20 protein-coding genes are annotated in these 24,775 nt (G+C 70.8%); 6 read left to right on the forward strand and 14 right to left on the reverse strand.

All coding sequences use genetic code 11. The annotated features are described in order from the left end of the window. Window positions 1–7: 7 nt before the first annotated feature. From ABG085_RS14460 to ABG085_RS14480, 5 genes are all read right to left on the reverse strand, one after another. Window positions 8–2,644 (reverse strand): FdhF/YdeP family oxidoreductase, encoded by a 2,637-nt coding sequence (locus ABG085_RS14460; RefSeq protein WP_347976420.1) that lies wholly within the window; start codon window positions 2,642–2,644, stop codon window positions 8–10. Window positions 2,645–2,681: 37 nt separating this feature from the next. Then, window positions 2,682–3,155, reverse strand: a complete 474-nt coding sequence (lepB, locus tag ABG085_RS14465) for a signal peptidase I (protein WP_347976421.1) — start codon at window positions 3,153–3,155, stop codon at window positions 2,682–2,684. A gap of 77 nt (window positions 3,156–3,232) precedes the next feature. Beyond that, window positions 3,233–3,919, reverse strand: coding sequence for a DUF305 domain-containing protein (locus ABG085_RS14470; protein WP_347976422.1), 687 nt, complete (start codon window positions 3,917–3,919; stop codon window positions 3,233–3,235). 100 nt (window positions 3,920–4,019) lie between these two features. Beyond that, entirely contained in the window at window positions 4,020–5,930 is a 1,911-nt protein-coding gene (locus ABG085_RS14475; protein WP_347976423.1) for a hypothetical protein, read from the reverse strand. Between the two features lie 17 nt (window positions 5,931–5,947). Continuing rightward, window positions 5,948–6,793, reverse strand: coding sequence for a hypothetical protein (locus ABG085_RS14480; protein ID WP_347976424.1), 846 nt, complete (start codon window positions 6,791–6,793; stop codon window positions 5,948–5,950). A gap of 251 nt (window positions 6,794–7,044) precedes the next feature. Here ABG085_RS14480 and ABG085_RS14485 point away from each other — a divergent pair, with 251 nt between their 5' ends. Both ABG085_RS14485 and ABG085_RS14490 read left to right on the forward strand, forming a co-directional pair. Further along, window positions 7,045–8,484 carry an APC family permease gene (locus ABG085_RS14485; protein WP_347976425.1) on the forward strand — a complete coding sequence of 480 codons (1,440 nt, stop codon included), beginning with the start codon at window positions 7,045–7,047 and terminating at the stop codon, window positions 8,482–8,484. Next, complete coding sequence (locus tag ABG085_RS14490) at window positions 8,481–9,227, forward strand: helix-turn-helix domain-containing protein (RefSeq protein ID WP_347976426.1); 747 nt, start codon at window positions 8,481–8,483, stop codon at window positions 9,225–9,227. The genes ABG085_RS14485 and ABG085_RS14490 overlap by 4 nt, the downstream gene beginning before the upstream one ends. 88 nt (window positions 9,228–9,315) lie before the next feature. Here ABG085_RS14490 and ABG085_RS14495 read toward each other — a convergent pair whose 3' ends face one another. From ABG085_RS14495 to ABG085_RS14505, 3 genes are all read right to left on the reverse strand, one after another. Then, complete coding sequence (locus ABG085_RS14495) at window positions 9,316–9,972, reverse strand: DUF305 domain-containing protein (protein ID WP_347976427.1); 657 nt, start codon at window positions 9,970–9,972, stop codon at window positions 9,316–9,318. A 100-nt stretch (window positions 9,973–10,072) separates the two neighbouring features. Further along, window positions 10,073–12,145, reverse strand: coding sequence for a helicase HerA-like domain-containing protein (locus ABG085_RS14500; protein ID WP_347976428.1), 2,073 nt, complete (start codon window positions 12,143–12,145; stop codon window positions 10,073–10,075). A 13-nt stretch (window positions 12,146–12,158) separates the two neighbouring features. Beyond that, window positions 12,159–12,815, reverse strand: a complete 657-nt coding sequence (locus ABG085_RS14505) for a phosphatase PAP2 family protein (protein WP_347976429.1) — start codon at window positions 12,813–12,815, stop codon at window positions 12,159–12,161. Between the two features lie 131 nt (window positions 12,816–12,946). Here ABG085_RS14505 and ABG085_RS14510 point away from each other — a divergent pair, with 131 nt between their 5' ends. Further along, on the forward strand, window positions 12,947–13,447 hold the full coding sequence (locus ABG085_RS14510; RefSeq protein WP_347976430.1) for a nitroreductase family deazaflavin-dependent oxidoreductase: 501 nt from the start codon (window positions 12,947–12,949) through the stop codon (window positions 13,445–13,447). Between the two features lie 8 nt (window positions 13,448–13,455). On the opposite strand, the gene ABG085_RS14515 is transcribed toward ABG085_RS14510, so the two are convergent. Then, the gene (locus ABG085_RS14515; protein ID WP_347979210.1) at window positions 13,456–14,823 is read right to left on the reverse strand and encodes a multidrug effflux MFS transporter; all 1,368 of its coding nucleotides are present in this window, start codon (window positions 14,821–14,823) and stop codon (window positions 13,456–13,458) included. A 352-nt stretch (window positions 14,824–15,175) separates the two neighbouring features. Between ABG085_RS14515 and ABG085_RS14520 the strand changes: the two genes are divergently transcribed. Together ABG085_RS14520 and ABG085_RS14525 are read left to right on the forward strand one after the other, a co-directional pair. Continuing rightward, a complete protein-coding gene (locus tag ABG085_RS14520) occupies window positions 15,176–15,883 on the forward strand; it encodes a DUF3105 domain-containing protein (protein ID WP_347976431.1) in 708 nt (235 codons plus the stop codon). A 7-nt stretch (window positions 15,884–15,890) separates the two neighbouring features. Next, the gene (locus ABG085_RS14525) at window positions 15,891–16,565 is read left to right on the forward strand and encodes a DUF305 domain-containing protein (protein ID WP_347976432.1); all 675 of its coding nucleotides are present in this window, start codon (window positions 15,891–15,893) and stop codon (window positions 16,563–16,565) included. Between the two features lie 116 nt (window positions 16,566–16,681). On the opposite strand, the gene ABG085_RS14530 is transcribed toward ABG085_RS14525, so the two are convergent. From ABG085_RS14530 to ABG085_RS14540, 3 genes are all read right to left on the reverse strand, one after another. Further along, complete coding sequence (locus ABG085_RS14530) at window positions 16,682–17,659, reverse strand: carbohydrate ABC transporter permease (protein ID WP_347976433.1); 978 nt, start codon at window positions 17,657–17,659, stop codon at window positions 16,682–16,684. Continuing rightward, on the reverse strand, window positions 17,659–18,999 hold the full coding sequence (locus ABG085_RS14535; RefSeq protein ID WP_347976434.1) for a sugar ABC transporter permease: 1,341 nt from the start codon (window positions 18,997–18,999) through the stop codon (window positions 17,659–17,661). Before ABG085_RS14535 ends, ABG085_RS14530 begins: the two co-directional genes overlap by 1 nt. A 96-nt stretch (window positions 19,000–19,095) precedes the next feature. Further along, on the reverse strand, window positions 19,096–20,439 hold the full coding sequence (locus tag ABG085_RS14540; RefSeq protein WP_347976435.1) for an ABC transporter substrate-binding protein: 1,344 nt from the start codon (window positions 20,437–20,439) through the stop codon (window positions 19,096–19,098). Between the two features lie 243 nt (window positions 20,440–20,682). Here ABG085_RS14540 and ABG085_RS14545 point away from each other — a divergent pair, with 243 nt between their 5' ends. Then, window positions 20,683–21,732: a LacI family DNA-binding transcriptional regulator gene (locus ABG085_RS14545; protein WP_347976436.1), complete on the forward strand. Its 1,050-nt coding sequence runs from the start codon at window positions 20,683–20,685 to the stop codon at window positions 21,730–21,732. Between the two features lie 10 nt (window positions 21,733–21,742). On the opposite strand, the gene ABG085_RS14550 is transcribed toward ABG085_RS14545, so the two are convergent. Further along, window positions 21,743–22,849 (reverse strand): Gfo/Idh/MocA family oxidoreductase, encoded by a 1,107-nt coding sequence (locus ABG085_RS14550; RefSeq protein ID WP_347976437.1) that lies wholly within the window; start codon window positions 22,847–22,849, stop codon window positions 21,743–21,745. Continuing rightward, window positions 22,846–24,702 carry a DUF6807 family protein gene (locus tag ABG085_RS14555; RefSeq protein WP_347976438.1) on the reverse strand — a complete coding sequence of 619 codons (1,857 nt, stop codon included), beginning with the start codon at window positions 24,700–24,702 and terminating at the stop codon, window positions 22,846–22,848. Before ABG085_RS14555 ends, ABG085_RS14550 begins: the two co-directional genes overlap by 4 nt. Window positions 24,703–24,775: the final 73 nt, after the last annotated feature.

Consider the following 24,775-nt stretch of genomic DNA (forward strand, 5'->3'; position numbering starts at 1 on the left):
CGCCTCGTCATGCGCGGCGCTCGAGCCGCACGACCACCGACTTCGAGGTCGGCGTGCCCGACACGTCCGCCACCGAGTCGAGGGGCACCAGCACGTTCGTCTCGGGGTAGTACGCGGCGGCGTTGCCCCGGGGCGTGCGGTAGGCGACGATGCGGAACTCCTCGGCGCGACGCTCCTGCAGCACCCCGTCAGGACCGCGCCACTCCGACACCAGATCGACGACGTCGTTCTCGGTGAAGCCGAGGGCGACGATGTCCTTGGCGTTCACCAGCACGACCCGCCGCCCGCCGTGGATGCCGCGGTACCGGTCGTCCTTGCCGTAGATCGTGGTGTTGTACTGGTCGTGCGAGCGCAGCGTCTGCAGCAGCAAGCGCCCACGCGGGATGCGCGGATACTCCAGCGGGTTCACCGTGAAGCGCGCCTTGCCGTCCACCGTCGCGAAGCGGCGCGCATCGCGCGGCCCGTTGGGCAGGTGCAGTGTGCGGCCCTTGTCGATGCGCTCCTCGTAGTCGTCGAAGCCGGGGATCACCCGCGCGATGTGGCCGCGGATGAGCGCGTAGTCCGCTTCGAGCGCCGCCCAGTCGGCGTGCGGGACGTTGGACGGATGCCGCAACCCGACAGGATCCGGACCATCGGTGCGAGCCTCCTCACGCGGTGACCGCTCGGGGTACCCGAGGTCGTGCCGCGTGGCGCCGGCACCGTGCGTCGCGTCGGCACCGTGCGTGGCGACGGCACCGTGCGTCGCGTCGGCACCGTGCGTGGCGACGGCACCGTGCGTGGCGACGGCAGCGTGCGTGGCGACGGCAGCGTGCGTCGCGGCATCTTGTGCGACGAGCGGAGGAGATGTGTCCAGCGGAGGATCGGATGCCGCGAAACCCTCCTCCGCTCGTGGCATCTCCTCCGCTCGTGACGATCTGCCGACCGCGGCGCTGTCTCCGAACACCAGGCCGCTCAGACGGGCGACGATCGCGACCTCGCTGAGCATCTCCTCGGACGGCGGTGCGAGGCGGCCTCGGGAGGCGTGCACCGCGCCCATCGAGTCCTCGACGGTGACCCGCTGCTCGCGGCCCCCGCGGCGGTCGCGGTCGGTGCGGCCCAGGGTCGGCAGGATGAGCGCCCGGCGCCCGGTGACCACGTGGGAGCGGTTGAGCTTCGTCGACACGTGCACGGTCAGCCCCACGCGGGACATCCCCGCCTCGACGACGGCGGTGTCGGGGGTCGCCGAGACGAAGTTGCCGCCCATGCTCATGAAGAACCGCACGCGGCCGTCGCGCATGGCGCGGATCGCCCCGACCGTGTCGAAGCCGTGCTCGCGCGGGGCGGCGAAGCCGAACTCCGCATCGAGCGCGTCGAGGAACGTCGCGGACGGCTTCTCGTAGATGCCGACGGTGCGGTCGCCCTGCACGTTGGAGTGCCCGCGCACCGGGCACACGCCGGCGCCGGGACGGCCGATGTTGCCCTGCAGCAGCAGCATGTTCACCACCTCGCGCAGCGTCGGCACCGAGTGCTTGTGCTGGGTCAGTCCCATCGCCCAGCAGACGATCGTCGACTTCGATGTGCGCACCGTCTCGGCCACCCGGCGCAGCGCCTTCTCGGGAAGGCCGGTGGCGGTGACGAGCTCCCGCCACGAGGCATCCGCCATCGCCTGGCGATAAGCCTCGAAGCCGCTGGTATGCGCCGCCAGGAACTCGTGGTCGAGCACACCCCCGTCGGTCTCCTCGGCCTCGAGCAGGTGCTTGCCGATGGCCTGGAACAGCGCCTGATCGCCGCCGAGCCGGATCTGCAGGAACTGGTCGGCGAGCTTCGTGCCCCCGAACGCCACGCCTCGCACCGTCTGCGGATTCTCGAACCGCAGCAGGCCGGCTTCGGGCAGCGGATTGACGGCGATGATCGTCGCGCCGCGCTGCTTCGCCTTCTCGAGCGCCGAGAGCATGCGGGGGTGGTTCGTGCCGGGGTTCTGCCCGGCGATGATCAGCAGGTCGGCCTCGTGGATGTCGTCGATCGAGACGGTGCCCTTGCCGATGCCGATCGTCTCGGTCAGCGCCGATCCGGATGACTCGTGGCACATGTTGGAGCAGTCGGGCAGGTTGTTGGTGCCGAGCCCTCTCACGAGCAGCTGATACAGGAACGCGGCCTCGTTCGAGGTGCGTCCGGAGGTGTAGAACACGGCCTCGTCAGGGTCGTCCAGCGTCCGCAGCTCATCCGCGACGAGGGCGAGCGCGTCGTCCCACGAGATCGGGCGGTAGTGCGACGCGCCCTCTTCGAGAAGCATCGGGTGCGTCAGCCGCCCCTGCTGCCCGAGCCACCAGTCGTCGTGGCCGCGCAGCTCGTCCAGCGAGTGGGCCGCGAAGAACTCCGGCTCGACGCGCCGCAGCGTCGCCTCCTCGGCGACCGCCTTCGCGCCGTTCTCGCAGAACTCGGCGATGTGCCGCTTGTCCTCCTCGGGCCACGCGCATCCGGGGCAGTCGAAGCCGTCCTTCTGGTTGACGCGCAACAGCGTCTGCACCGACCGGGCCACGCCCATCTGCTCGTTCGCGATCTGCAGCGCATGCAGCACCGCGGGCACGCCCACCGCGACCTTCTTGGGCCGCGACGCGCGCACGCGCGTCTCGTCGATATCGACTCTCGGGGGCTTCGTCGCCATACCTCCAGGCTATGCCTCGCGCGGGGCTCCGGGGCCCTCAGCCGCCCCACCATGCGCGCGCCGTACCGCGCAGGTCGTCTCGCGTCACGGCGCCGTGACCCGGGGCCGACACCGACGCCCGGGAGTCGACCGACGCGGCCCGGTTGTCGCCCATGACCCACACCGCACCTTCGGGCACGGTCACGCGGAAGGGGATGTCGCCACCCGGGCGGACGGCGCCGGCATAGGCCTCCTGGATCGGCGCGCCGTTGAGCAGCAGCCGGCCGGTTCCCGCCTCGCAGCACACCACCACGTCGCCCGCGACACCGACCACGCGCTTGACGAGGAGCGCGTCCGGTGTGCCCGACCATCCTTCACGGTCGATCAGGAGGACGACGTCTCCACGACCGGCTGGACTCCACCGGTCGAACAGCACCGTGTCGCCGCTGTGCAGGGTCGGGTTCATCGAGTCGTTGTGCACGGTCGCCACGCCGAAGGCCGCGGCGAGCGCGAGCGCTGCAGCGGTGGGCAACAGAAGGGCTGCGAGCCAGACGAGCGTGCGTCTCCTGCCCGCGGATCGACGGACCGCTGCGGAGCCGGCGACGACCGTCACGGCGCCTCGGCGAGCAGCGTCGACATCGCGGTGATCTCGCGCTGCTGTTCGACGAGCACGTGCTTGCCGGACGCGCGCACATACGCATTGGATCCCTCGCGGACCGCGCTCTCCGCCATCTCGAGGGCGCCCTCATGATGCGCGATCATCAGCTCGAGGAACATCCGATCGGCCGCCACGCCGTCGGCTGCGTCGAGCGCTGCGAGCTGCTCGACGCCGGCCATGCCCTTCATCTGCGTGTGCGGGTGATCGCCGCACCCGGTCGGCACCGCTCCGGCGGCGGGCTGTGCGCCACCGTGGCCGTCATGGCCGCCATTCGAACCGCCGGCGGGGATCGCACCGCGCCACGCGGTCTGCCATGCCCGCATCGTCTCGATCTCGGAGGTCTGGTCCGTCACGATGAACTCGGCGAGCGCCCGCGTGCGCTCGCGGACCCCGGAGGCGGCCAGGACCAGGCTGCTGAGCTCGAGCGCCTGTTCGTGGTGCGGGATCATGCCCTCGATGTAGCAATGGTCCTCGACGGTCGGGTAGGCGGCGGTGGAGGCATCCGCCCTCGTGCCGGCAGGGGCTGCCTGCGGCGCTGATTCCGGACTCGTCGTCAGGCTGAGCCCCACCGCGCCGACCGCCACGGTGGCCGTCGAAAGTGCCAGCACGACTCCGAGGGCGGCGATACGACTGCGCATGGACGAGTCCTCTCAGATCCGGATGCCGCGGGCCGGGCCCTCCGCGACACGGGGCGTTCCCGTGGGGCGACGCGACGAGCACGTCGCCCCACGGGTGGGGTCAGGCCGCGTGCACCTTGGCCGCCTGCTGGCGCCGGAGGTGCCACGACGTGGCCGCCAGTCCGGCGCCTGCCGTCAGGAGCAGGAGGCCCGACAGCGCCCAGTTGTTCGCGTCGGTGCCGGTCGTCGCGAGTGCGCCGAAGATGGCCGCGGGCGACGCGGACGCCACCGTGAACGACCCCTGCGCGACGGCCGACGAGGTCTGCCCGGTCAGGACCAGCGAGTGCTCGCCGGCGGGTGTGTCGGACGGCACGATGAACTGCACGCTCACCGCGCCCTCACTGTCGGCGACGAACGTGCCGACGTCGACGGGGTCGGAGTGCATCACGGCGCTCACGGTCTCACCGGGGGTGAAGCCGCTCGCCGTCGCGGACTGCGCCGCACCCGGCGCGACCTCGGCACTGTCGAAGGTCACCGGCGCCGCTGCGGGCGCCGTCGAGCCGCCGTTCCCGTTCCCGTTGCCGTTGCCGTTCCCGTTGCCGTTCCCGTTGCCGTTCCCGTTCCCGTTGCCGTTCCCGTTCCCGGACTCGGTGGGCGTCGGCGTGGGCTCCGTGGTCGGCTCCGTCGTGGGGGTCGGCGTCGGCGACGCGGTCGGCGTCGGCGTGATGTTGGGGTTGGGCACCCCGCGCATGTCGCCGTTGACCCACTTGCGGCCCTCGGGGATGTTCGGGTTCTGCGCCGCGAAATCACGCGGGTAGAGGGTGAAGCCCTGCCAGTGGATCGGCATGGGGCTCTGGTCCTCGTCGCGGTTGATGTGGTGGAAGCCGACGTTCACCCATGCCACGGGGTCCTCGAGCGTCTCGCCGTCGGCGATGTAGTCGGTGACCATCTGCCCCGCCTTCGACGGGATGAGGTTGTGGCTGGCGTGGATCTCGTCCGACTTGGCCGACGTGAACGCGATGTCGTAGTCGGTCTCGGGGTTGAGGTTGTAGGCCTGGTCCCGCGGCACGATGATCTCGTACGAGCGGGCGTGCCCGTCGGCGTTGATGCTCTCAGGGTTCACCACCCGATAGGCCTCGCGGTTCGAGCCCATCGTCTTGGTCTCGTTCGTGATCTGCGTGAGCTGCGTCTCGAGGATCGCCGTGTGACCGGTGTCGCCCGTGGTCCCGTACTCGCCGGTCGGGGTGGTCGCGAACTTCTCGACCTGCTGGGTGGCGCCGGAGTCGAGCCCGAAGTCCACGCGCCAGAACGCCGAGTGATAGTGGTTGACCGCGAAGTCCTCCTGGCCCGGGGCGATCGGCCACCCCTGGTTCACGACGTCGACGTAGTCGTTGGGCGACAGATCGCCGGTGGCACCGAGGCGCACCGAGATCTCACCGTCGTCGTGGAACCGGTACTCGGTCTGGTACTCGTACCAGCCGATGCGCGACACGCTGTGCAGCACGAGGTCGGTGCCCTGCGCCGCATACAGCGCGTCGCGCGCGATGTTGGAGCGGTACGCGAGCCCCGTATCCTCTTCGCCGATGCACACGGCGGGGATCTCACCACGGGTCGCGTCGACCCACGCGCTGTGCACCTCGCCGACCGGGCAGTCGACAGCCTCGATCGCCTGCAGGCGGCGCCCGCCGACCTGGTAGGTGGTCACGTCGTTGTACTCGGTGGCGCCGGTGTCGTACGGCACGTTGAGCTGGGCGAGCGCGATCGAGTCGAGCACGAGGATCGGTGACGCGTCGTCCCGCGGCTGGTAGGCGATCTTGTCGAGCACGAGTCCGCGGTAGGTGTCGAGACGCCAGCACATCTGCCAGCTGGATCCGGACTCGAGGGTCTTCGAGACGAGGGAGTCGCCGGAGCAGGATGCCTCGGTGACCGTCTGGGCGGAGGCCGCGGCCGGCGCGGCCAGCACGAGGCCACCCGCCAGCAGAGCCATCGCGGTGCCCGCGCCGAGCAGCCGGCGGAGGGGGTTTCGTTTCATCGGGAGGGTCTCCATGGTCATGAGATGGACAGGACGGCCCGCGTCGACAGGTTGACGACGTAGGTGCTGGTGGTGAGGAAGGCGCCGCCGTCGACCTGGGCGAGCAGCTGCACGCACCGGTCGACCCCGCACGACTCGGCGCCGAAGGAGCCGGCATCCGTGACGAACGAGTGGGCGGTGAGGATGACCTCGGCGGATGCCGGGGTCAGGGCGGAACCACCGGTGAGGGCGGCGAACTCGTCGACGACCGGCTGGGCCGCGTCCGATTCGAGCAGCAGCTCCCACGCGAGCGAGGTCTCGGCGTCCGTCGGAGCGGGCTGGGTGCCTGAAGCACGGTCCACGGACTCGACCGCGCCGCTCGTCGCGTTGACGATCATGCTGACCGTCTCGTTGGTGGCGTAGTCGTAGTACAGCGAGATCAGGCGCCGCTGTCGGTCGGTGTACGCCTGCGGGTCGGCCACGTCGGTGGAGAGGAACTGCAGTCCCGGCTCGCCGAACACGTCCTCGCCGGCCGCGAACGCCGCGTCCTGGGCGCCGAGGAACCGCACGTACTCGACCTCGGCTCCCGACAGCGCGTCGTAGGCGGCCGCGACCGTCGCGGGCTTGGCGACGTCCTCGGCCTTCTCGGGGGCGTCCTCGTCCGTGCTGTCGGCGGCGATGGGGGTGGATGCCGTGGTCTCGGGCGACGAGGTCGCCTGCACGGCGGTCTGGGTCGCGAAGACGAGCGCGACGGCGGCGGCCGCCGCCGCGGCTGCGGAGGCGATGCCCAGGACGCGCGGTGTGAGGAGTCGGCCGCGGATTGTCGGCCGCTGTCGCGAAGGGGGCGGCGAGTCCCCTTCGGGAGAGAGCTGTTGTTCGGTCACAGGATTCCTTTCGAGGGCGATGACGCGGCTCGCACCCGCGTCGGGCCGATTCTTCGCCTGCGCCGTTTCGCCGTCGTACGAGGCCGCGAACGCCGAGCGAAATCCTGATGAGACGACGCCGGCCGATCCCCGCCCCCTGATCCCAGGTGATGTCACGCGGTCGAAACACGAGCCGCCGTTTACGGCAACGCGCGCCCGGTAGCGTCGCGGCCAGCCGCACCGCGGCGAGCGCCGGGCACCGAGGAGGACGCGTGAGCACTGCACTCGCGGACGCGATCGAGCAGGCGCGGCCGAGGAACGACCTCGGGTCCAGCTCGCCATTCGCGGGCCTGCGCCGTCGCCACGCCCATACGATCGACGTCGTCGCGCAGTCCGTGGCGGCCACCGCGCCCGCCGGCGTCCTGCTGATCCACCCCGCCGCCGCCTACGCCCGCAGCGGATCGTTCGCGTTCCTCGACATCGCGATCACGATCACCCTCGTGGTGGGCGTCGGCCTGGTGATCGGCATGTTCGCCCGCCGCATCGCGAGCACGGGCTCGCTCTACACCTTCGCGGCGCGGGGCCTCGGCTCCCACGTCGGCCTCGTCACCGGGGCCGCCCTCGGCATCGGCTACCTCGCCGTCGCGATGAACACGCTGGCGTCGGGCTCGCAGCGACTGGCGAACCTCCTCAGCGGGGGCACCGCTCCCCCGTGGCTCGTGACCGTCCTCATCACGGTGTTCGGCGGGATCATCGCCCTGGCCGTCGCCCGCGGACTGCGGATGTCGACCCGCATGCTCCTGGTGCTCGAGTCGATCGCCGTGATGACGGTACTGGTCCTCTCGATCGCCGCTCTCAGCCTCACCCGGTGGGATCTCGGGCTGCTCGTACCCCGCGCCTCGGACTTCTCGCTCGAGGCGATCATCACGGGCGTCGCCTTCGCCCTCATCGGCTTCGTCGGCTTCGAGAGCGGGGCCGCCCTCGGGCCCGAGACGCGTCGTCCTTTCGCGGCGGTGCCGCGTGCCGTGATGGTGAGCGTCGGCGCGACGGGGCTCGTCATGCTGGTCGGGACGGCCGCGCAGCTGTCGATCGTGGCGGAGCGGCCGGGTGCGGCATCCCTCGCGGCCGTGACCGGCCTCTCCGGCCTCATCGACGTCATCGTGGCGATCTCATTCCTCGCCTGCGCCCTGGCGATGACGAACGCGGCGACGCGGCTCGGGTTCGCGATGAGCCGCGAGGGTCTGCTGCCGATGGTCTTCGGCCGGATCTCGGGCCGTGGCGTGCCCGCGGTCGCCGGCGTGCTGTTCACGGCGGTCGTGACAGCGGTGCCTGCCGTGATCCTGGCGGTCGGCGGCAGCCGGCAGGATATGCGGATCGTCACCTCGCCCGCGGCGATCATCGGCTTCGTGCTGTCCTACGCACTGGTGTGCGCGGCGGCGCCGGTGTTCCTCGCGCGGATCGGCGAGCTCACCGTGCGCGCGGTGGCCATCAGCGCACTCCCCCTCGCCGGGCTCTTGTGCGTGCTGGGCTTCTACCTCGCCGCGACGCTGCGCGACAACCCCGGCGGGCTGGTGTGGGCGGCCGGCATCCTCGCCCTCCTCGTCGGCGCCGGCTCGGTGCGGCTGGCACGTCACCCACGCGTGGCCGCACGGATCGGCGTACACGACTGGCCGGTCGACGCGGACTGCATCGAAGGGCCGGCGCGGACGTGAGCGGCGCGGGTCTCGCGGGCGACTCGCGGCTTCCGGAGAAGGGCCTCGGCCTCGCGCTGGAGATCCTCGAACAGGTCGCCCGTGACGACCGCGGCGCGTCGGCAGCCGAGATCGCCCGTGCCGTCGGCGCACCACGGGCGACGGTCTACCGCGTGGTCAATTCACTGGTCCGCGACGAGTACCTCGTGCGGCGGCCGGACTTCTCCGGGTTCCTCCTCGGCACCCGCGTGCTCGAGCTCGCCGCGATCGTGGGTGCCCGCACTCGACCGACCCACGCGGCCGTCGTGGATCGCCTCCGCAGCGAGACAGGAGAGGCCGTGCATCTGTTCGCCTTCCACGGCTCCGGGCTGCTGGTACTCGACGAAGACCCCGCGCAGCCGCTGTCGGACCCCGATGCGCTGCTGGCCGACCCGACCCGATCCGCCATCGGACACCTCTGGCTGGTCGCCCACCCCGACCGCCGTCTTCCGCGGGCGCCGTCCTGGCGGGTCGACGCAGCGTCCGGCGATGTCCGGGCCATCCGCGAGGCGTATGCGGTCCGGGGCTACACCGAGCAGGTCGCGCTGCTCGACTCCGACCGCGGGTGCCTGGCCGTGCCGATCCACGACGACGCCGCCCGCCCGGTCGGAGCGGTGACCCTGTCGACCTCGATCTCGCGCCTCTCCGTCGCCGCACGCCACGTCGGCGCGCTTCGCGGGGCGGCGCAGGCGCTCGCTCTGCTCGGCACGCTCAGCGACTGGTGACGCGCCGCCCATTCCCCCACGAGAACGCGCCGCCGTCGGCGCGAAGGCGGGAGCTGCCGCGGCCCGCGGCATCCGTCACCGCCGGCGATCAGGGCACGGCGCCGAGGATGCCGTCGATGGTCGCCGCGTCGGACGCGGACTGCTCGAGCACGCGCTCGGCCGACTCGACGACGTCCGGATGCGGGTCGCCGTCGAGGATCAGGGTGACCAGGGCCACCATGCCCGCGTTCTGATCACGCAGGATCTCGGCGAACCGCCGTTCGGCGTCGGGGTGCGGGGCGTCGACGAAGCCCTGCAGCGTGCTCCAGGACGGCATGCCCGGCATCTGGGCGTGGTCGGAACCGTGCCCGGCGCAGGGGCCGTCGGCGGGCGGCTCGAGCGGGCGGGCGTCGGCCCACGACAGATACCAGGCACGTAGGTCTTCGAGATCTTCGGCGTCGCGCGCGGCGATCCCGGCGGCGAACCCGAGGGCGCCCGCCTCGATGCCGTCCTTGCGCTGCAGCGTCTCGGCGAGCTCCAGCTCCTTGACCCGGTAGTAGATCATCGCCTCGACGTAGCAGTAGTCGTCGGCGGTCACCGGCGATGCCGCTTCCGATGACGTGGCCGGCACCGACGCCGACATCCCGGGGTCCGCCTCGCCCGCCGCGCCCGCGCCGATCCCCGACGCCACCGCCAAGGCGATGCCGGCTGCTGCGGTCGCCACAGCGAGCGTCAACGCGACGACGGCGACAGCTCTGCGGCGCACGGGAACCTTCCGGATCGGGAGGGATCCGCCCACGCCGCGGCGTCGGCACGCTTCGCGCTGCGCGAGCTCGGGAACGTGCGCCGGCGGGGATCGGGGCCCTTCAGCGCCTGCCGGTGCCGAAGATCCCGCGGATCACTCCCCCGAGGATAGTCTGCGTCGACTTGGAGTTCAGGATCTGGTCGAGCGGCGACTTCTGGGTCGATCGCGACGTGCGCGTCGTGCCCGCCGTCTTCTTGAGCAGCCGCTCGTACTCCTGCTGCGCCTTCTTCTCGGCCGCGGCGCTCGCCTTGTCGGCGGCGGCCTGCTGCTTGTCGATCGCGGCCTTCTGCTTCGCATACTCTGCCTCGGCCTTCGCCTTCGCGAGGGCCGCGTCCTCCGCGGCGGCGGCATCGTCGGCGGCCCTCATCTTGGCCGCCAGGATCTCTCGCGCGGACTCCCGGTCGATCGCCGTGCCGTACTTCGCGAGCAGGGTGGATGCCTTCACCGCGGCGTCGATCGCCGGATCGGGCGTCGGCGACATCAGCCCCTGCGGGGCGCGCAGCCGCGTCCACGCGACCGGGGTGGGGGCGCCCTTCTCGCTCATCACCGTGACGATGGCCTCGCCGGTGCCGAGCTCCTGCAGCACCCGCTCGAGGTCGTACCCCGACTTCGGGTAGGTGCCGACGGTCGCGCGCAGCGCCTTCGCATCGTCGGGCGTGAACGCGCGAAGGGCATGCTGCACGCGCGAGCCCAGCTGGGCCAGCACGTCGGAGGGCACGTCCTTGGGGGTCTGCGTCACGAAGAACACGCCGACGCCCTTCGACCGGATGAGCCGGACGGTCTGCACGATGGCGGCGAGGAAGTCCTTCGAGGCGTCCTTGAACAGCAGGTGCGCCTCGTCGAAGAAGAAGACGAGCTTGGGCTTGTCGGCGTCGCCCACCTCGGGGAGGATCTCGAAGAGCTCGGCGAGCAGGTACATCAGGAACGTCGAGAACAGCGCCGGCTTGTCGATCACCCCGGGCACCTCGAGCAGGCTGATGATGCCGCGGCCGTCGGGCGCCGTGCGGAGAAAATCGGCCACGTCGAACTCGGGCTCGCCGAAGAAGACGTCGGCTCCGGCATCCGCGAAGGTGATCAGCTCGCGCAGGATGACGCCCGCGGTCGCCGCGGACAGCCCGCCGAGCTCCTTGAGCTCTGCCTTGCCCTCATCGCTGGTGAGGTGGCTGAGCACCGCGCGCAGGTCCGACAGGTCCACGAGGGCGAGGCCGTTCGCGTCGGCGTAGTGGAACACGAGACCGAGGCTCGACTCCTGCGTGTCGTTCAGGCCCAGCACCTTGCTCAGCAGCAGCGGCCCGAAGCCCGACACGGTGGCGCGCACCGGCACGCCCTTGCCGATGCCGCCCAGCGCGAAGTACTCGGTCGCCGACGCCTCCGGCTTCCAGTCCTGCCCGATCGCCTGGGTGCGCGCGAGCAGCTTCTCGCTCGGCTCCCCCGGTGTCGCAACGCCCGACAGGTCGCCCTTGATGTCGGCGGCGAACACCGGCACGCCCTTTGCGGCGAGCTGCTCGGCCAGCCCCTGCAGCGTGCGCGTCTTGCCGGTTCCCGTCGCTCCCGCCACGAGCCCGTGGCGATTCATCATGCCGAGCGGAATGCGGATCTGCGCCGACGGCACCGGGTCGCCGTTGAGCAGGGCGCCGAGGTCGAGGGTGGCCTCCTCGAACGCGTAGCCGGAGGTGATCTTCTCGACGTCTTTCTGGTCGAGTGGGCGGGCTTCCGTGAGAGAGATGGCCGGTTGAGGAGTTTGTTCCTGCGTCGCCGGGGGCGAGCTGGGCGCTCGCGCGGGCCCCTGGCTCGTGCCGCCGGATGGTTCCCCCGCGTTCGCACTGCCCGCCGAATCCGTGTCTGCGGGCCCGTTCTGAACAGCGGGCGTCGGCTGCGCCGACGCATCCTCCGTGGGGCCGGGCGTCGGCTGCGCCGACGCGTCCTCCGCGGGGCGGGGCGCGGGAGTGCCGGTCGCCTTCGCCTTGGCGGCGGCGGCCTCGGCGGCGGCGAGCGCCGCCCGGGCCTGCGCGGCCTTCAGCTGGGCTTCGGCCGCGTCCGCCTCGGCGCGCAACCGCGCGAGCTCGGCCTCGGCGGCCAGGATGGCCGGATCGGTCGCGGTGACGTCGGGCGCAGGCGAGTCGGGCGCGGTCATGCGCTCAGCCTAGTCACGCGCGTTTGGCCGGGACGCCCGTTCCCTCGCGAGCCAGCGGAAGGGCGAAGGCGGCCGCCACGAGCAGCGCCGCACCCGCGCCGAGCAGGGCGCCGCCGACGGTGTCGCTCAGCCAGTGCGCATGCAGGTAGGTGCGACTGAACGCCATCAGAAGGACCCACACCGCACCCACCACTCCCACCCACACTCGCGGGAAGATCACCGTGGCCGCCACGGCGATCGTGGCTGCGTTGGCCACATGCCCCGACGGGTATGAGCCGTAGTCCGACAGGACGAGGATGTCTTCGGGGCGCACCCGCCCGAACGCGTGCTTGAGCACCTGCACCCCCGCGGCCGACACCGCCTCCGCCGCCAGGAAGTATGCCGCCGCCCAAGGGCGTCTCAAGAGGATGAGCCCGATCGCGCCGCCGATGGGCACCACGAGGATGCCCATCCAGCCGGCGCCGACGAAGTTCAGGACGTGCGAGAACCCGGCGACCACGGGATGCCACCAGTCGGCGACGAAGCTGTTCCACGCCGTGTCGATCGCGAACGGCTCTTCGCCGCGCGAGAAGATCCACCAGCCCAGCAGGCACGACAGCACCACCAGCACAGACCCGGCGACCAGGTAGGCGATGACGGGTACCGCCACCCGCCGCTCTGTCGTGGTCATCGCCCTATTCTGCCTGCCAGCCGGCCGTATGCACCTCATCCGGGCTTTTTCCGCGCGCCGCCGTTCGCACCACGACGCCCATCGGCCGCTCCGACCGTGAGCGCGTCTGCGGCGTCCGGCAGGATGGGATCATGCCAGCACGGGTCGTCGACATCGTCCGCGCCATCATCGCGCCCCTCACCCGCACGCGGGTGTTCCGGCGGGTGCTGGGGCCTCTCCTGCTGCCACCGGTCGAGCGCTTCGTGGCGTGGATCTCGCACGGCCGCGTGCAGGTGAGCGCGCTCCTCGTCCCCTCGCTGGTGTTGCACACCGTGGGCGCGAAGTCCGGCGAGCCGCGTGACGCGGCGCTGATGTACACGCCCGACGGGCAGGGACGCGCGATCGTCGCGGGCACGAACTTCGCCGGCGCGCGGCACCCCGCGTGGACCACCAATCTGCTGGCCCACCCGGATGCCGCGATCACCGTGCGCGGCCGGCGCATGCTCGTCCACGCCACCCCGGTGCCCGACGCCGAGCGCGACGCGGTGTGGACGCGCATCGAGGCCCAGTGGCCCGGCTACCGCAACTACGAACGCGAGTCCGGCCGCACCGTCCGCCTCTTCCGCCTGCAGCCGGTGGCCGCAGCGGACTGAGCACCGGGTCAGGGCGCGAGGCGCTCCACCGTCCGGGGGCGGACGATCAGCCACAGCGCCAGCACGCCGACCACCGCGCACCCGACCATCACCGAGGCCATCGTGGTGGCCGTGATGCCGGCATCCTTCGCGATCCACCCCACCAGCGGCGAGATGAGGCCTGCGACGCCGAAGTTGGTCGCGCCGACGATCGACTGCGCGGTGCCGGCCGCCTTGCCGTGGCGGTCGAGCGCCAGCACCTGCACGCACGGGAAGGTGAAACCGCACCCGGTCATGAAGACGAACAGCGGGACGATCGTGCCCCAGAGCCCGAGGCCCAGCTGGTCGGTGACGATGATGGCGGATGCCGAGACCACCAGCACCGCCGTCGACCACGCCATCACCCACTGCGGGCCGAAGCGGGCCGCCAGCCGCGATGCCGTCTGCACGCCCAGCACGACGCCGAGCGAGTTGACGGCGAACATCAGTCCGTACTGCTGGGCGCTCAGGCCGTAGCTCAGCTGGAACAGGAACGACGAGCTGGACAGGTACGAGAACAGGCCCGAGAACGTCATGCCGCCGATGATGAGCACGCCGATGAACACGCGGTCGCTGAAGACGCTGCGGTAGCGCTGCCAGACCGTGGTGGCGCCCCGCTCGTGGCGGCGCGCGGGCGGCAGGGTCTCGGGCAGGAACACGATGGCCGAGACGAGCATGATCGCGCCGTACACCGCCAGCACCACGAAGATGCCGCGCCACGGCATGACGGCGAGGAGGGCCGAGCCGACGAGCGGCGCGAGCACCGGGGCGACGCCCGAGACGAGCGCGAGGCGCGACAGCATGACCACGAGGCGGCGCCCGCCGAACAGGTCACGCACGATCGCAGCGGCCACCACGCCGCCGGCGGCGGCTCCCGCGCCCTGCAGCACGCGGGCCACCGACAGCAGCTCGAGTGTCGGCGCGAGGGCTGCGCCGACGCTGGCCACGACGTGCAGCGCGGTCACCGCCAGCAGCGGCAGCCGCCGGCCGACCTTGTCGCTCAGCGGGCCGACGATGAGCTGCCCCAGCGCGAAGCCGATCATCGTCCCCGTGAGGGTGAGCTGGATCATCGCGGCCGTGGTATCGAAGTCGGCCTCGAGCACCGGGAACGCGGGCAGGTAGAGATCGATCGTGAAGGGACCGAGGGCAGTCAGCGCGCCGAGCAGCACGATGTAGAGGACCCGACGGCGGTGCGTGATCGCATCGCCCGGGTGCAGCACGATCGGCGCGGTGGCCGGGTTGCTGCCGAGGGTGCGGATCGCGCCGGTGGACGTCGGGTGCGGGTGCGGGTGCGGCTGCGGTTCGTGCGGCGTGCGGGCCTGGAGCTTCTGGACGGGGATGGAGGCGGTGTCGAGCAACAGTGGGCTTCGTTTCGTGGCGAGGTTTCGACGGGCGGCGTAGGAGTACGGCATCGACACCGGGCGGTGCAGGCGCACGGAGGGGAACCGAGGGGAACGAGGAGTCCGGCGCTGCCGATCGGCACCAGGACACAGAAGACGACCGCAAGGTCGAATCGATTCGAGATCCCATGATAACGGATGCCTCCCCTCTGCCGCACCCGCGATCCGTCGCGGCTGGCCGCCGCTGTCGGCGGCTTCCCAGGGCCCCGTCACATGCGCTCGCATAGGATGGGCACAACCCGTCGTCCGCGCTCCCGCGGCAGTTCGCGGGCGCCCAGACCCCTGTTATCGATTGGCAGAGATCACGAGCATGACCCCGACCTCCGACAAGCGCGCGAGCGGCAACCCGGCCACGCAGGCGAAGATCGACCTCACCGTCAAGCAGCAGCGCGAGCAGAAGCGCCAGGAGAAGCTCGCCGAGTACCAGAAGCAGCTCGCCAAACGGCGGCGCAGCAAGCTCGTGTGGTGGATCGTCGGGTCCGTGGCGGCCATCCTCGTCATCGCGGCGATCGTGGCCTCGATCGTCTTCGCGCCGGCGCCCGCGCCGACCTACGACCGGGGCGACAGCGATGGCAGCGGCATCGAGGGCGTCGAGACGTTCACCAACACGGCGAACCACGTCGAGGGCGATGTCGAGTACCCCCAGACTCCCCCGGCGGGCGGCGACCACAACGTCGCATGGCTGAACTGCGGCGTCTACACCGAGCCCGTGCCCAATGTGAACGCCGTCCACTCTCTCGAGCACGGCGCGGTCTGGGTCACCTACGACCCGGCACAGGTGTCGGAAGAGGAGATCGCCCAGCTCGAGGACGCGCTCCCCTCGACCTACACGGTGCTCTCGCCGTACAACGACATGGACAGCCCGATCGCCCTCAGTGCGTGGAACGCCCAGCTCAAGCTCGACTCCGCCGACGACGAGCGCATCGAGGAGTTCATCACGGCGTACTGGAACAGCACGAACGCTCCCGAGCCGGGCGCGGCCTGCACCGGCGCGTTCGAAGCGCCGGGTAAGAAGTAGGCGCGGCGTGCCGGAGGAGACGTCGACCGGGGCTGCCCGGCGATGGCTCGTCCCCGCCGTCGCGCTCGTCCTGATCGCGGCGCTCGCCTTCGCGGTCGGACGCTTCTCGACGTTCGGTTCGCAGTCTGCCGCGGCCACCCCCGGCACGGCCTCTGCGGAGGCCGGATTCTCCCGCGACATGCAGGTGCACCACGCGCAGGCGATCGAGATGGCGATGGAGATCTACGGCAAGACCGAGGACGAGGAGCTGCGCACCCTCGCCTACGACATCGCCACCGGGCAGGCGGGTCAGCGGGGTCAGATGTACGACTGGCTCGTGCAGTGGGGCCTCCCCCAGCGCGGCGGCCCGATGATGCAGTGGATGAACGTGTCCGACGAGCACGCTCACGACGGCGCGGCCTCCGGCCAGCCGATGAGCGATGAAGAGGCGCACGCGGCCATGGGCATGGCGTCCACAGAAGAGATCGCCGCGCTGAAGGCCGCCACGGGGCAGGAGGCGGATTGCCTGTTCCTCGCGCTCATGATCCGCCACCACGAGGGCGCGATCCCGATGGCCGAGGCGCTCCTCGACCTCGGCACCGACCCTCGCGCACTCGAGGTGGCGCAGGCGATCGAGAACGGTCAGACCGCCGAGATCGACGCGATGCAGTCGATGCAGGCGCGCCTGGGCTGCTCGGGCTGACGCGGGCCGCGCCCGAATGCCGGCAGACAGCGGGGCGCTCGGAGAACGCGGCCCCAACCGCGTATGCCGCGCCCGACCTCGTGCGTCGGGTCGCGGCATCCGTCCGCCCTGGTGTGTCAGCCCTTCGTCGCGCCCGCCATCAGGCCGCGCACGAAGAACCTCTGCAGTGAGAGGAACACGATGAGCGGCACCGCCAGCACGAGGAACGCGCCCGCCGAGATCAGGAACCACTGATCGCCCCACGACCCGGACAGCGAGTTCAGTGTCTGCGTCATCGGCAGCGACGAGGATGGCGCGAAGATCGTCGCCACGAGCAGATCGTTCCACACCCACACGAACTCGAGGATCGCGAAGGACGCGAGCGCCGGGGTCGCCAGGGGCAGGATGATGCGGAAGAAGATCTGCCCGTGACCTGCCCCGTCGACCCGCGCCGCTTCGATCACGTCGGAGGGGATCTCGGCGATGAAGTTGTACAGCAGGAAGATCGCCAGCGGCAGGGCGAAGATGACGTGTGCGATCCACATCGTCGCGAAGCTGCGATCGACCTCCCGCATCTCGAGGCCCGGGAAGACCGCGACGTCGCCGATCTCCAGCCCGCGCGAGAACAGGCTGAGCAGCGGCACCAGGGCCATCTGGATGGGCACGATCTGCAGCGCGAAGACCGCCACGAACAGCACGCCCCGGCCTCGGAAGTCCATCCACGCGAACGCATAGGCGGCCAGCGACGCGATCGCCAGGGCGAAGATCGTCACGGGGATCGTGATCGCGAGCGAGTTGAGGAACGACTCGCCCAGCGTCAGCGCCGTGCCGCCGGAGGTGAGGGCGGCCTGGTAGTTCCCGAGGGTGAAGTCAGGGTTGGTGAAGACCGTCCACCATCCCGACGACGCGGAGTCCGCGCCTGGACGGAACGACGTGATGAGCAGCCCGAGGGTCGGGATCGTCCACAGGAAGGCGATCGCGACGGCGATCACCGTCGCCACGGGCGACGTCATGCGCTTCTGCGCCTGCGCCTCGTTGCGACGGGTCTCGCGCGCGACCTTGCGCGCCGCCGCCCGGTCGAGCTGCGGGGTCGTCTTGTCGTCGACGGCGGTCATCACCGCACCTCCCTCTGTCGGCGGAGCTGTCTGACGTTGTAGATGATCAGCGGCGTGACGAACACGAAGATCAGCACTGCGAGCGCTGCCGCATGCCCGTAGCTCTGGAAGCGCTGCTGCTGGTTCACCATCTCGAAGCCCAGCACCGTCGAGTTGGACCGGCCGCCGGTCATCACCGCCACGATGTCGTACAGCTTGAGGGCCGAGATCGTGATCGTCGTGAGCACGATGACGATCGCCGTGCGGATCCCGGGCACGGTGACGTTGGTGAACCGCTGCCACGCGTTGGTGCCGTCGAGCTGCGCGGCCTCCATCTGCTCGGCAGGCACCGCCTTGATGGCGGCCGACAGGACCACCATCGCGAAACCGGTCTGCGCCCACACGAAGGCGAACAGCAGGCAGAACGTGTTCACGAGCGGCCAGACGTCGAGCCAGCGGACGGGTTCACCGCCGAACGCCACGACGAGCGCATTGAGGGTGCCGATCTGCTCCCCCTGCCGGTAGTCGTAGACGAACTTCCAGATCAGGCTGATGCTCACCGGCGCGATCGCGAACGGGATGAACACCAGGATCTTGAGGATCCGGTCGCCGCGCGCACGCTCCATGAACGCGGCGTACGCGAGTCCGACGATCGTCGCGAAGATGGGCGCGAAGATCGCCCAGATCAGGGTGTTGATGATCGACCAGAACCCCTGCGGGTTCGTGAACGCCCAGACGTAGTTCTCCATGCCGACGAAGTTCTCGCCGCTCTTGTCGAAGAACGACTGGATGATCGTCGCGATCGAGGGATAGATGAGGCCGATCAGGATCAGGATCGCCGCGGGCGCCAGGAACAGCGTCAGCTGGTACAGATATCCGGCGCCTTCGCGCGCACGGTAGTCGGCGTAGAAGAGCAGGCCGCCCGCGATGAGCGCGATCGGGATCACGTAGATGACCGCGTTCTGGTACGGCCGCAGCATCATGAACGCCAGCACCGGGATCGCGAAGCACGAGATCAGCCTCAGCCAGAAGTAACCCGTGCCCTTGCGTGGCGCGTACTCGATGAGCACCAGGAGAATCGCGACGACGACGCCGAAGACCAGGAGGACGATCGGGATCTGGACGAGGGGGCTGAGGTTGCCGATCCACTGGAAGAACGAGTTGAACGAGAAGCCCAGCGACGTCGGCGGCGCGTCAGGGGCGGGCGGGCTCAGGAACAGGAAGACGACGAGGGCGGCGATCAGGATGAAGCCGATCGTGATCACGATGCGCGTCGTCGCACGCGACGGCGGCTTGTTGCCGCCTCTTTCGGGCGGCGGAGTCGCCTTTGCCTGCTCCGCCGATGTTGCGGTCTGAGACATGTTCTGCCTTCCCCCGTCGACGCCGACGGATGACATCACCCCGGGTGCCGGGTCCGCTCCGCGAGCGGTGCGGTCCCGGCCCCGAGGTGTGGTGCGTCAGTCGTCGTAACCGGACTGGATGTCTTCCAGGACCTGCGGCGTCGGCTTGCCGTCGATCCAGTCGACCATGCCACGCCAGAACGACCCCGAGCCGACCGTCAACGGCATCAGGTCGGAGGCGTCGAAGCGGAAGACCGTCTCCGGGTCCTGCACCACCGTCATGGCGTCGGTGAGGAACTTGCTCGACGCCAGCGACGGGTCCGCGCCGGTGTTCGCCGAGATGGCGCCGCCGAGTTCGACCCGCGCGTCCGCCCACTCCGGGGTCGACATGTACTCGGCCACAGCCTGCGTGGCGGCGTCGTCCGAGAAGACGGTGACGAACTCGCCACCGCCCGATACCGAGAACGGCTCACCCTCGAATCCCGGCATCAGGAACGCGTACACGTCCCCGTCCTCGGCAACCTCAGGCGTCCCGCCTTCCGCCGTCTGCACCGCCAGGAAGTTCGCAGTGAGGAACGACGCCTGGTGCGTGAGAGCGCAGGTGCCGTTGGCGACCGCCGAGGCGATCGGGTCGCCGAAGGCCGTCGAGTTGATGCTCTTCACGTCTCCGAACCCGGCGTTGACGTACTTCGGGTCGAGCAGGACCTTCGCGACCTCGTCGAACGCGGCCTCGATATCGGGGTCGGTGAACGGGGTGTCGCCGGCGGCCCAGCTGTCGTACACGTCGGCGCCGGCCTGACGCAGCACGAGGTCTTCGACCCAGTCCGTGCCCGGCCATCCGGATGCGGCCTCGGACGAGAATCCGGCGCACCACGGCGGCTGGCCGGTCTTCTCCTGGATCGTCGCCGTGAGCTCGAGCAGCTCCTGCCACGTCTCAGGGATCTCGACGCCCCACTCTTCGAAGCTCTTGGGCGAGTAGTAGACGTAGCCCTTGACGTTCGCGAGCATCGGAGCAGCGTAGAAGGTGCCGTCGACCGAGCCGTAATCCTTCCAGGCGGGCGCCCAGTACTCGTCGACGTTGGCCGCGACCTCTTCGGTCCCCTCCTGCACCTCGCCAGTGTCGACGAGCGAGCGGAACAGACCGGGCTGGGGCACGATGGCGATGTCGGGCGCCGAACCACCGGCGACCTTCGTCACGATGTTGCCCTCGAAGCCCTTGTCGCCGGTGTAGACGACCTCGATGCCGGTGTCGGCGGTGAATGCGTCGAACGACTTCTGCAGATTGTCAGCCTCAGAGCCGGTGATGCCGCCGGAGATCTCGACGGTCTCGCCTTCGAGCGAGCCGTCACCCGCGTCGCCCTCGTCTCCGCCCTCGGCGCAGCCCGCGAGAGTCAGTGCCGCGACGGTGGCGAGCCCCAGCGCGATGTAGCCGTGTCGACGACGTGATCGCAGTGCAGTCATGTTCGTCTGCCTCCTCTTCGAGTCGCGGAGCCGCAAGGCATTGCGGCGCCGCTCGTATGGATCGGGAACCGATTCCATATTCACGGTAGGGGATGCCGCAGGGCGACACAACGTCCCCGGATCACAACTCGGTAAACACCGACCACCGGGGTGGCGTTTGCGGGGCGATCACGGCACAATGAGGCCCGGAACCGGTTCCACAATCCAGACGACGGCGGTGTCGTCGGAGGGGAGGAGGATCCGATGGCGGGCATCTCGGAGGTGGCTCGCGCGGCAGGCGTCTCGAAGTCGACGGCGTCCCGTGCGCTCACCGGCTCGGGCTATGTCTCGGCGGCGACCCGCGAACGGGTGAGGGATGCCGCGGCCACCCTGGGCTACGTCCCCACGACGAGCGCGGTGAGCCTGGTGACCGGCCGCACCCAGACCGTCGGCGTCGTGATGCCCTCGCTCGACCGGTGGTTCTTCGCCCAGGTGCTCGAGGGGATCCAGGACGCGCTGCTCGAGCGCAGGTTCGACCTGGCCCTCTACGGCGCACCACCGGACTCTCCCGCACGGCGGGAGATGTTCGAGCACTTCCTCGCGAGAAAGCGGTTCGACGGGCTCATCGCCGTGGGGATCGAGCCGAGCGCCCGCGAGCTCGAGCGGCTGGTCGCGTTCGGCAAACCGGTCGTCGCCGTCGGCGGCTACGAGGTCGGCACGAACGGGGTGTCGATCGATGACGAGGCCGCCGCCCGCATCGCCACCGAGCATCTGACCGGACTCGGACACCGAGAGATCGTCTTCCTCGGCGGCGACCCCGACGGGCGCCGGACGAGCTTCGGCGACGGCCGGAGGCTGGACGGCTACCGCAGCGCCATGCGCGACGCCGGGCTCGCGGCATCCGTCCGTCATGTCCAGTCCGAGGCCACCATGCCCGGCGGCTACCGCGCGGCGGTCGAGCTGCTGGGCGACCGCCGCACGCGCCCCACGGCGATCGTCGGGGTGTGCGACGAGGCGGCGGTCGGCGCGATCATCGCGGCGCGCAGGCTCGGCATCCGCGTTCCCGAGCGACTGAGCGTGGTCGGCATCGACGATCACCCCTACGCCGAGATGTTCTCGCTCACCACACTGCAGCAGCGTCCGCACCAGCAGGGCCGCGCCGCTGTGCAGCTGCTGATGTGGCAGCTCGACGATCCCGGCGCCCCGACCCACCGGCTCTACGAGTCGTCGCCGCTCGTCGCGCGGAACTCCACCGCTGCGGTCGACGACGACGCGTCCGCGATCATCGGCGTCGGCCCACGCGGCACGGCCTGACCCCGCGGGGTCAGAGCAGGCCGAGGTCGCGGAAGGTGCGGCCCTCCCAGGCGACGCGTTCGACGGCATCTTCGACGCCGAGCACGGTGCGGAACGTCTCGTCGCCGGATGCCTCGACACGAACGAGTCGGGGATCGATCGGGGTCGCCGGAGTCCCGGTGACGACCTCCTCGAGCACGCGCGTGAAGGCGCCGGTGCGACCGAGGGGCGCGAGCAGGTCACTGCCGTCGCGGATGTGGGCGGCCAGGTCGTCGAGGAGCGAGGTCCGATCGAAGGCGTAGGCGCGAGGCAGCGCCGCACCGTCGCGATGGACGTGGAGCGTGTCGAGCGTGTAGAGGTACACGAGGAAGCCGTGCGTGCCGCGCACCAGCACATACGGCTCGTGCCGCCGGACGGCGGTGGCCGCAAGACCGGCCGCGATGCGCGTGCCGTCGCGCAGTTCGATCACCAGCGACGACGTGTCGTCGGTGTCGATCTCGTTCGCCCGGCGCAGATCCGCGTCGATCGCCACGACGTCTTCCGGGGCTGCGGCTCCGGCGACGGCGAAGGCCGTCGCCACGGCGTGGGCGAGCGGGTTCGTCACCACGCCATCGGCGATCAGGCGGCCGTCGAGCTGACGGTGACCGGCCCACGGCGCGCGGCGCCAGTACTGCTCCGACCGGGACCACTGACCCACCGCGCCGACGTGCACGAGGTCGCCGATGACACCGGACGCCAGGGCGTCGGCGGTCGCCGGCACACCCGCGCTGCCGAGCGACTGGAAGCCGACCTGCACGGCACGGGAGGCGGCATCCGCCGCACTCAGGAGCGCGTGGTGATCGGCGACCGAGGGCACCGGCGGCTTCTCGAGCAGCACGTGGGCCCCGCGGGCGAGCGCGAGCCGCGCGAGCTCGGTGTGGGTGGGAATCGGCGTGCTGAGCACGACGATGTCGAGATCGAGAGCGTCGATCATCGACGTCGCATCCGCGAACACACGGGTCGAGGAGGGCACGTCGCCGCCGCCCCGGGGGTCGGCGACGGCGACGAGTTCGAGGTCGGGGCGGGCCAGCACGGCGTCGACGTGACTGCGGCCGTGCCCGTGGACGCCGGCGACGCCGACGCGAAGCGGTGGCGTCACAGCCCCGCCTCGGCGCGGAGCGCCGGAAGGGCGGCTTCGACCGCGGCGGCGTCGGCGAGTTCGTCGTCGAGGACGTAGGCGGTCAGCTCGAGGTTGAGCTCACCCCCTTCGGGGATCGTGCGCGGCTGGTCCCACGCCACGGAGGGACCGGCGCCGAGGTACTCGGCGAAGCGGACGAACCACGGCAGGCGCTCCTCGCCCTGCGTGAGCACGACCGTCGTGCCGCGCTCGGGGAACGTGAACGCGAGCCAGTCTGTCGCCGCGCCGTGCACCTCCCGCTCGGTATCGCCCGCCGGGCTGAACACCCGGGCGATCTCGGGGGCGAACCGCCAGAAGATCCCGCCGTAGCCCGCGCCGTCTCGGCCGTTCGTCGCCGGCGAGCCGAAGGTGATGGCGTCGAGCGTCGCCTTGAGGTGGCTGCGCCACCGCAGCGCCCAGCCGCCGGCGAGCTCGGCGGATCGCAGCTCCCGAACCTCGACGAGCTGCGTGGTGCCGTGCTCGTCGACCCAGCTGAGCCGCTCGTCGAGCGAGTGCCCGTCGATGTGCAGGCGGTCACGGCGCTGCCGGCCGTGGTTGGGGACCATGATCGACCCCTCGCCGCGCACATAGGTGCGACCGCCCCAGTACGACGTGCCGTTGACATCGGCGATCGCGAGGCTCACCCCCAGGTGGTGCGGGTGGTCGGTCGGCTCGGTGACGGAGAGCGGCGTGCCGGCGCGCGAGATGACGGCGTCGAGGTACGGACGAGGTGAGAGCACCGAGTCGACGTTCGTCCCCTCCTCGTACTGGGCGACCACCGTCGACCCCAGCCGAAGCACGGGGCGGGCGGGACCCACCCAGCCGCTGGCATGGGATGCCGGACCGGAACTCTGACGCGGCACCAGGACGGGCCGATAGAACAGGGCGTGGCCGGCGTTCTCGCCGTCCAGTGCTTGACGCATGCGATTCCAAGCCTGCCGCCCGATCTCGATCCGAGGAACCGACATGGTCGTCAGCGGAGGGGCGGCGAAACGGGACTGGGGGATGTCGTCGATCCCGACGATGGAGAGCTGTTGCGGAACCTCGACGCCGACTTCGCGCAGGCGCGACATCAGCCCGAGGGCGACGAGGTCGTTGAAGGCGATCGCGGCGGTGGCACCCGTCTCGAGCACGGCGTCGGCGGCGTCGTAGCCCGCCTCCATGCTCGATCCGGCCGGGATCGTGAGGAACTCGAGGTCGGGGTACTCGCGGGCGAGCTCCCCGAGCCCCTGGGCGCGCTGCTCGTTGGCGTAGCTGAGGGCGGGTCCGGCGACATACGCGATGCGCCGGTGGCCGAAGCCCCGCAGGTGCACGCCGAGCTCTTTGACGGCGGCGGTGTAGTCCACCGAGAGCTGCGCCGCCGCGGTGTCGTCCACGCGGCGGTTGACCACCACGACCGGCGTCGTGCGCTGGATCAGCTCGCGCAGCTCGGCATCCGGCATCCGTGGCGACACCAGCACGAGGGCGTCGCACTTGCTGCGCGCCTCTCCGGCGATGTCCGCCTCGACGCCGACCGCCTCGGCGCTGTCGGCCACGAGCACGCGGTACCCGTCGCGCGCCGCAGCGACCGTGAGCCCCTTGAGCACGCCCTGGAACATCGGGTTCTCGAGGTCAGGCACCAGCAGCGCGATGGTGTGGCTGCTCCCCCGCACGAGGCTGCGCGCGGCCTCGCTGGGCGAGTAGTTCAGGGCGGCGACCGCACGGTTGACCTTCGCGACGATCGCGGGGTCGACGGTGGCGACGCCGTTGAGGACGCGCGACACCGATGCCTGCGACACTCCTGCGTGCTGCGCGACCTGCGCCATCGTGATCGGGCGCGCTGTGACCTCGCTCAACGGATCCCCTCCTCTCTCAATCTTGGGCGTCGACGAGCCCGGTGCGGCGCATTCGCGCGTGCGACTTCGACCC

The sequence above is a fragment of the Microbacterium sp. ProA8 genome (assembly GCF_039905635.1).
Lineage (GTDB): Bacteria > Actinomycetota > Actinomycetes > Actinomycetales > Microbacteriaceae > Microbacterium > Microbacterium chionoecetis.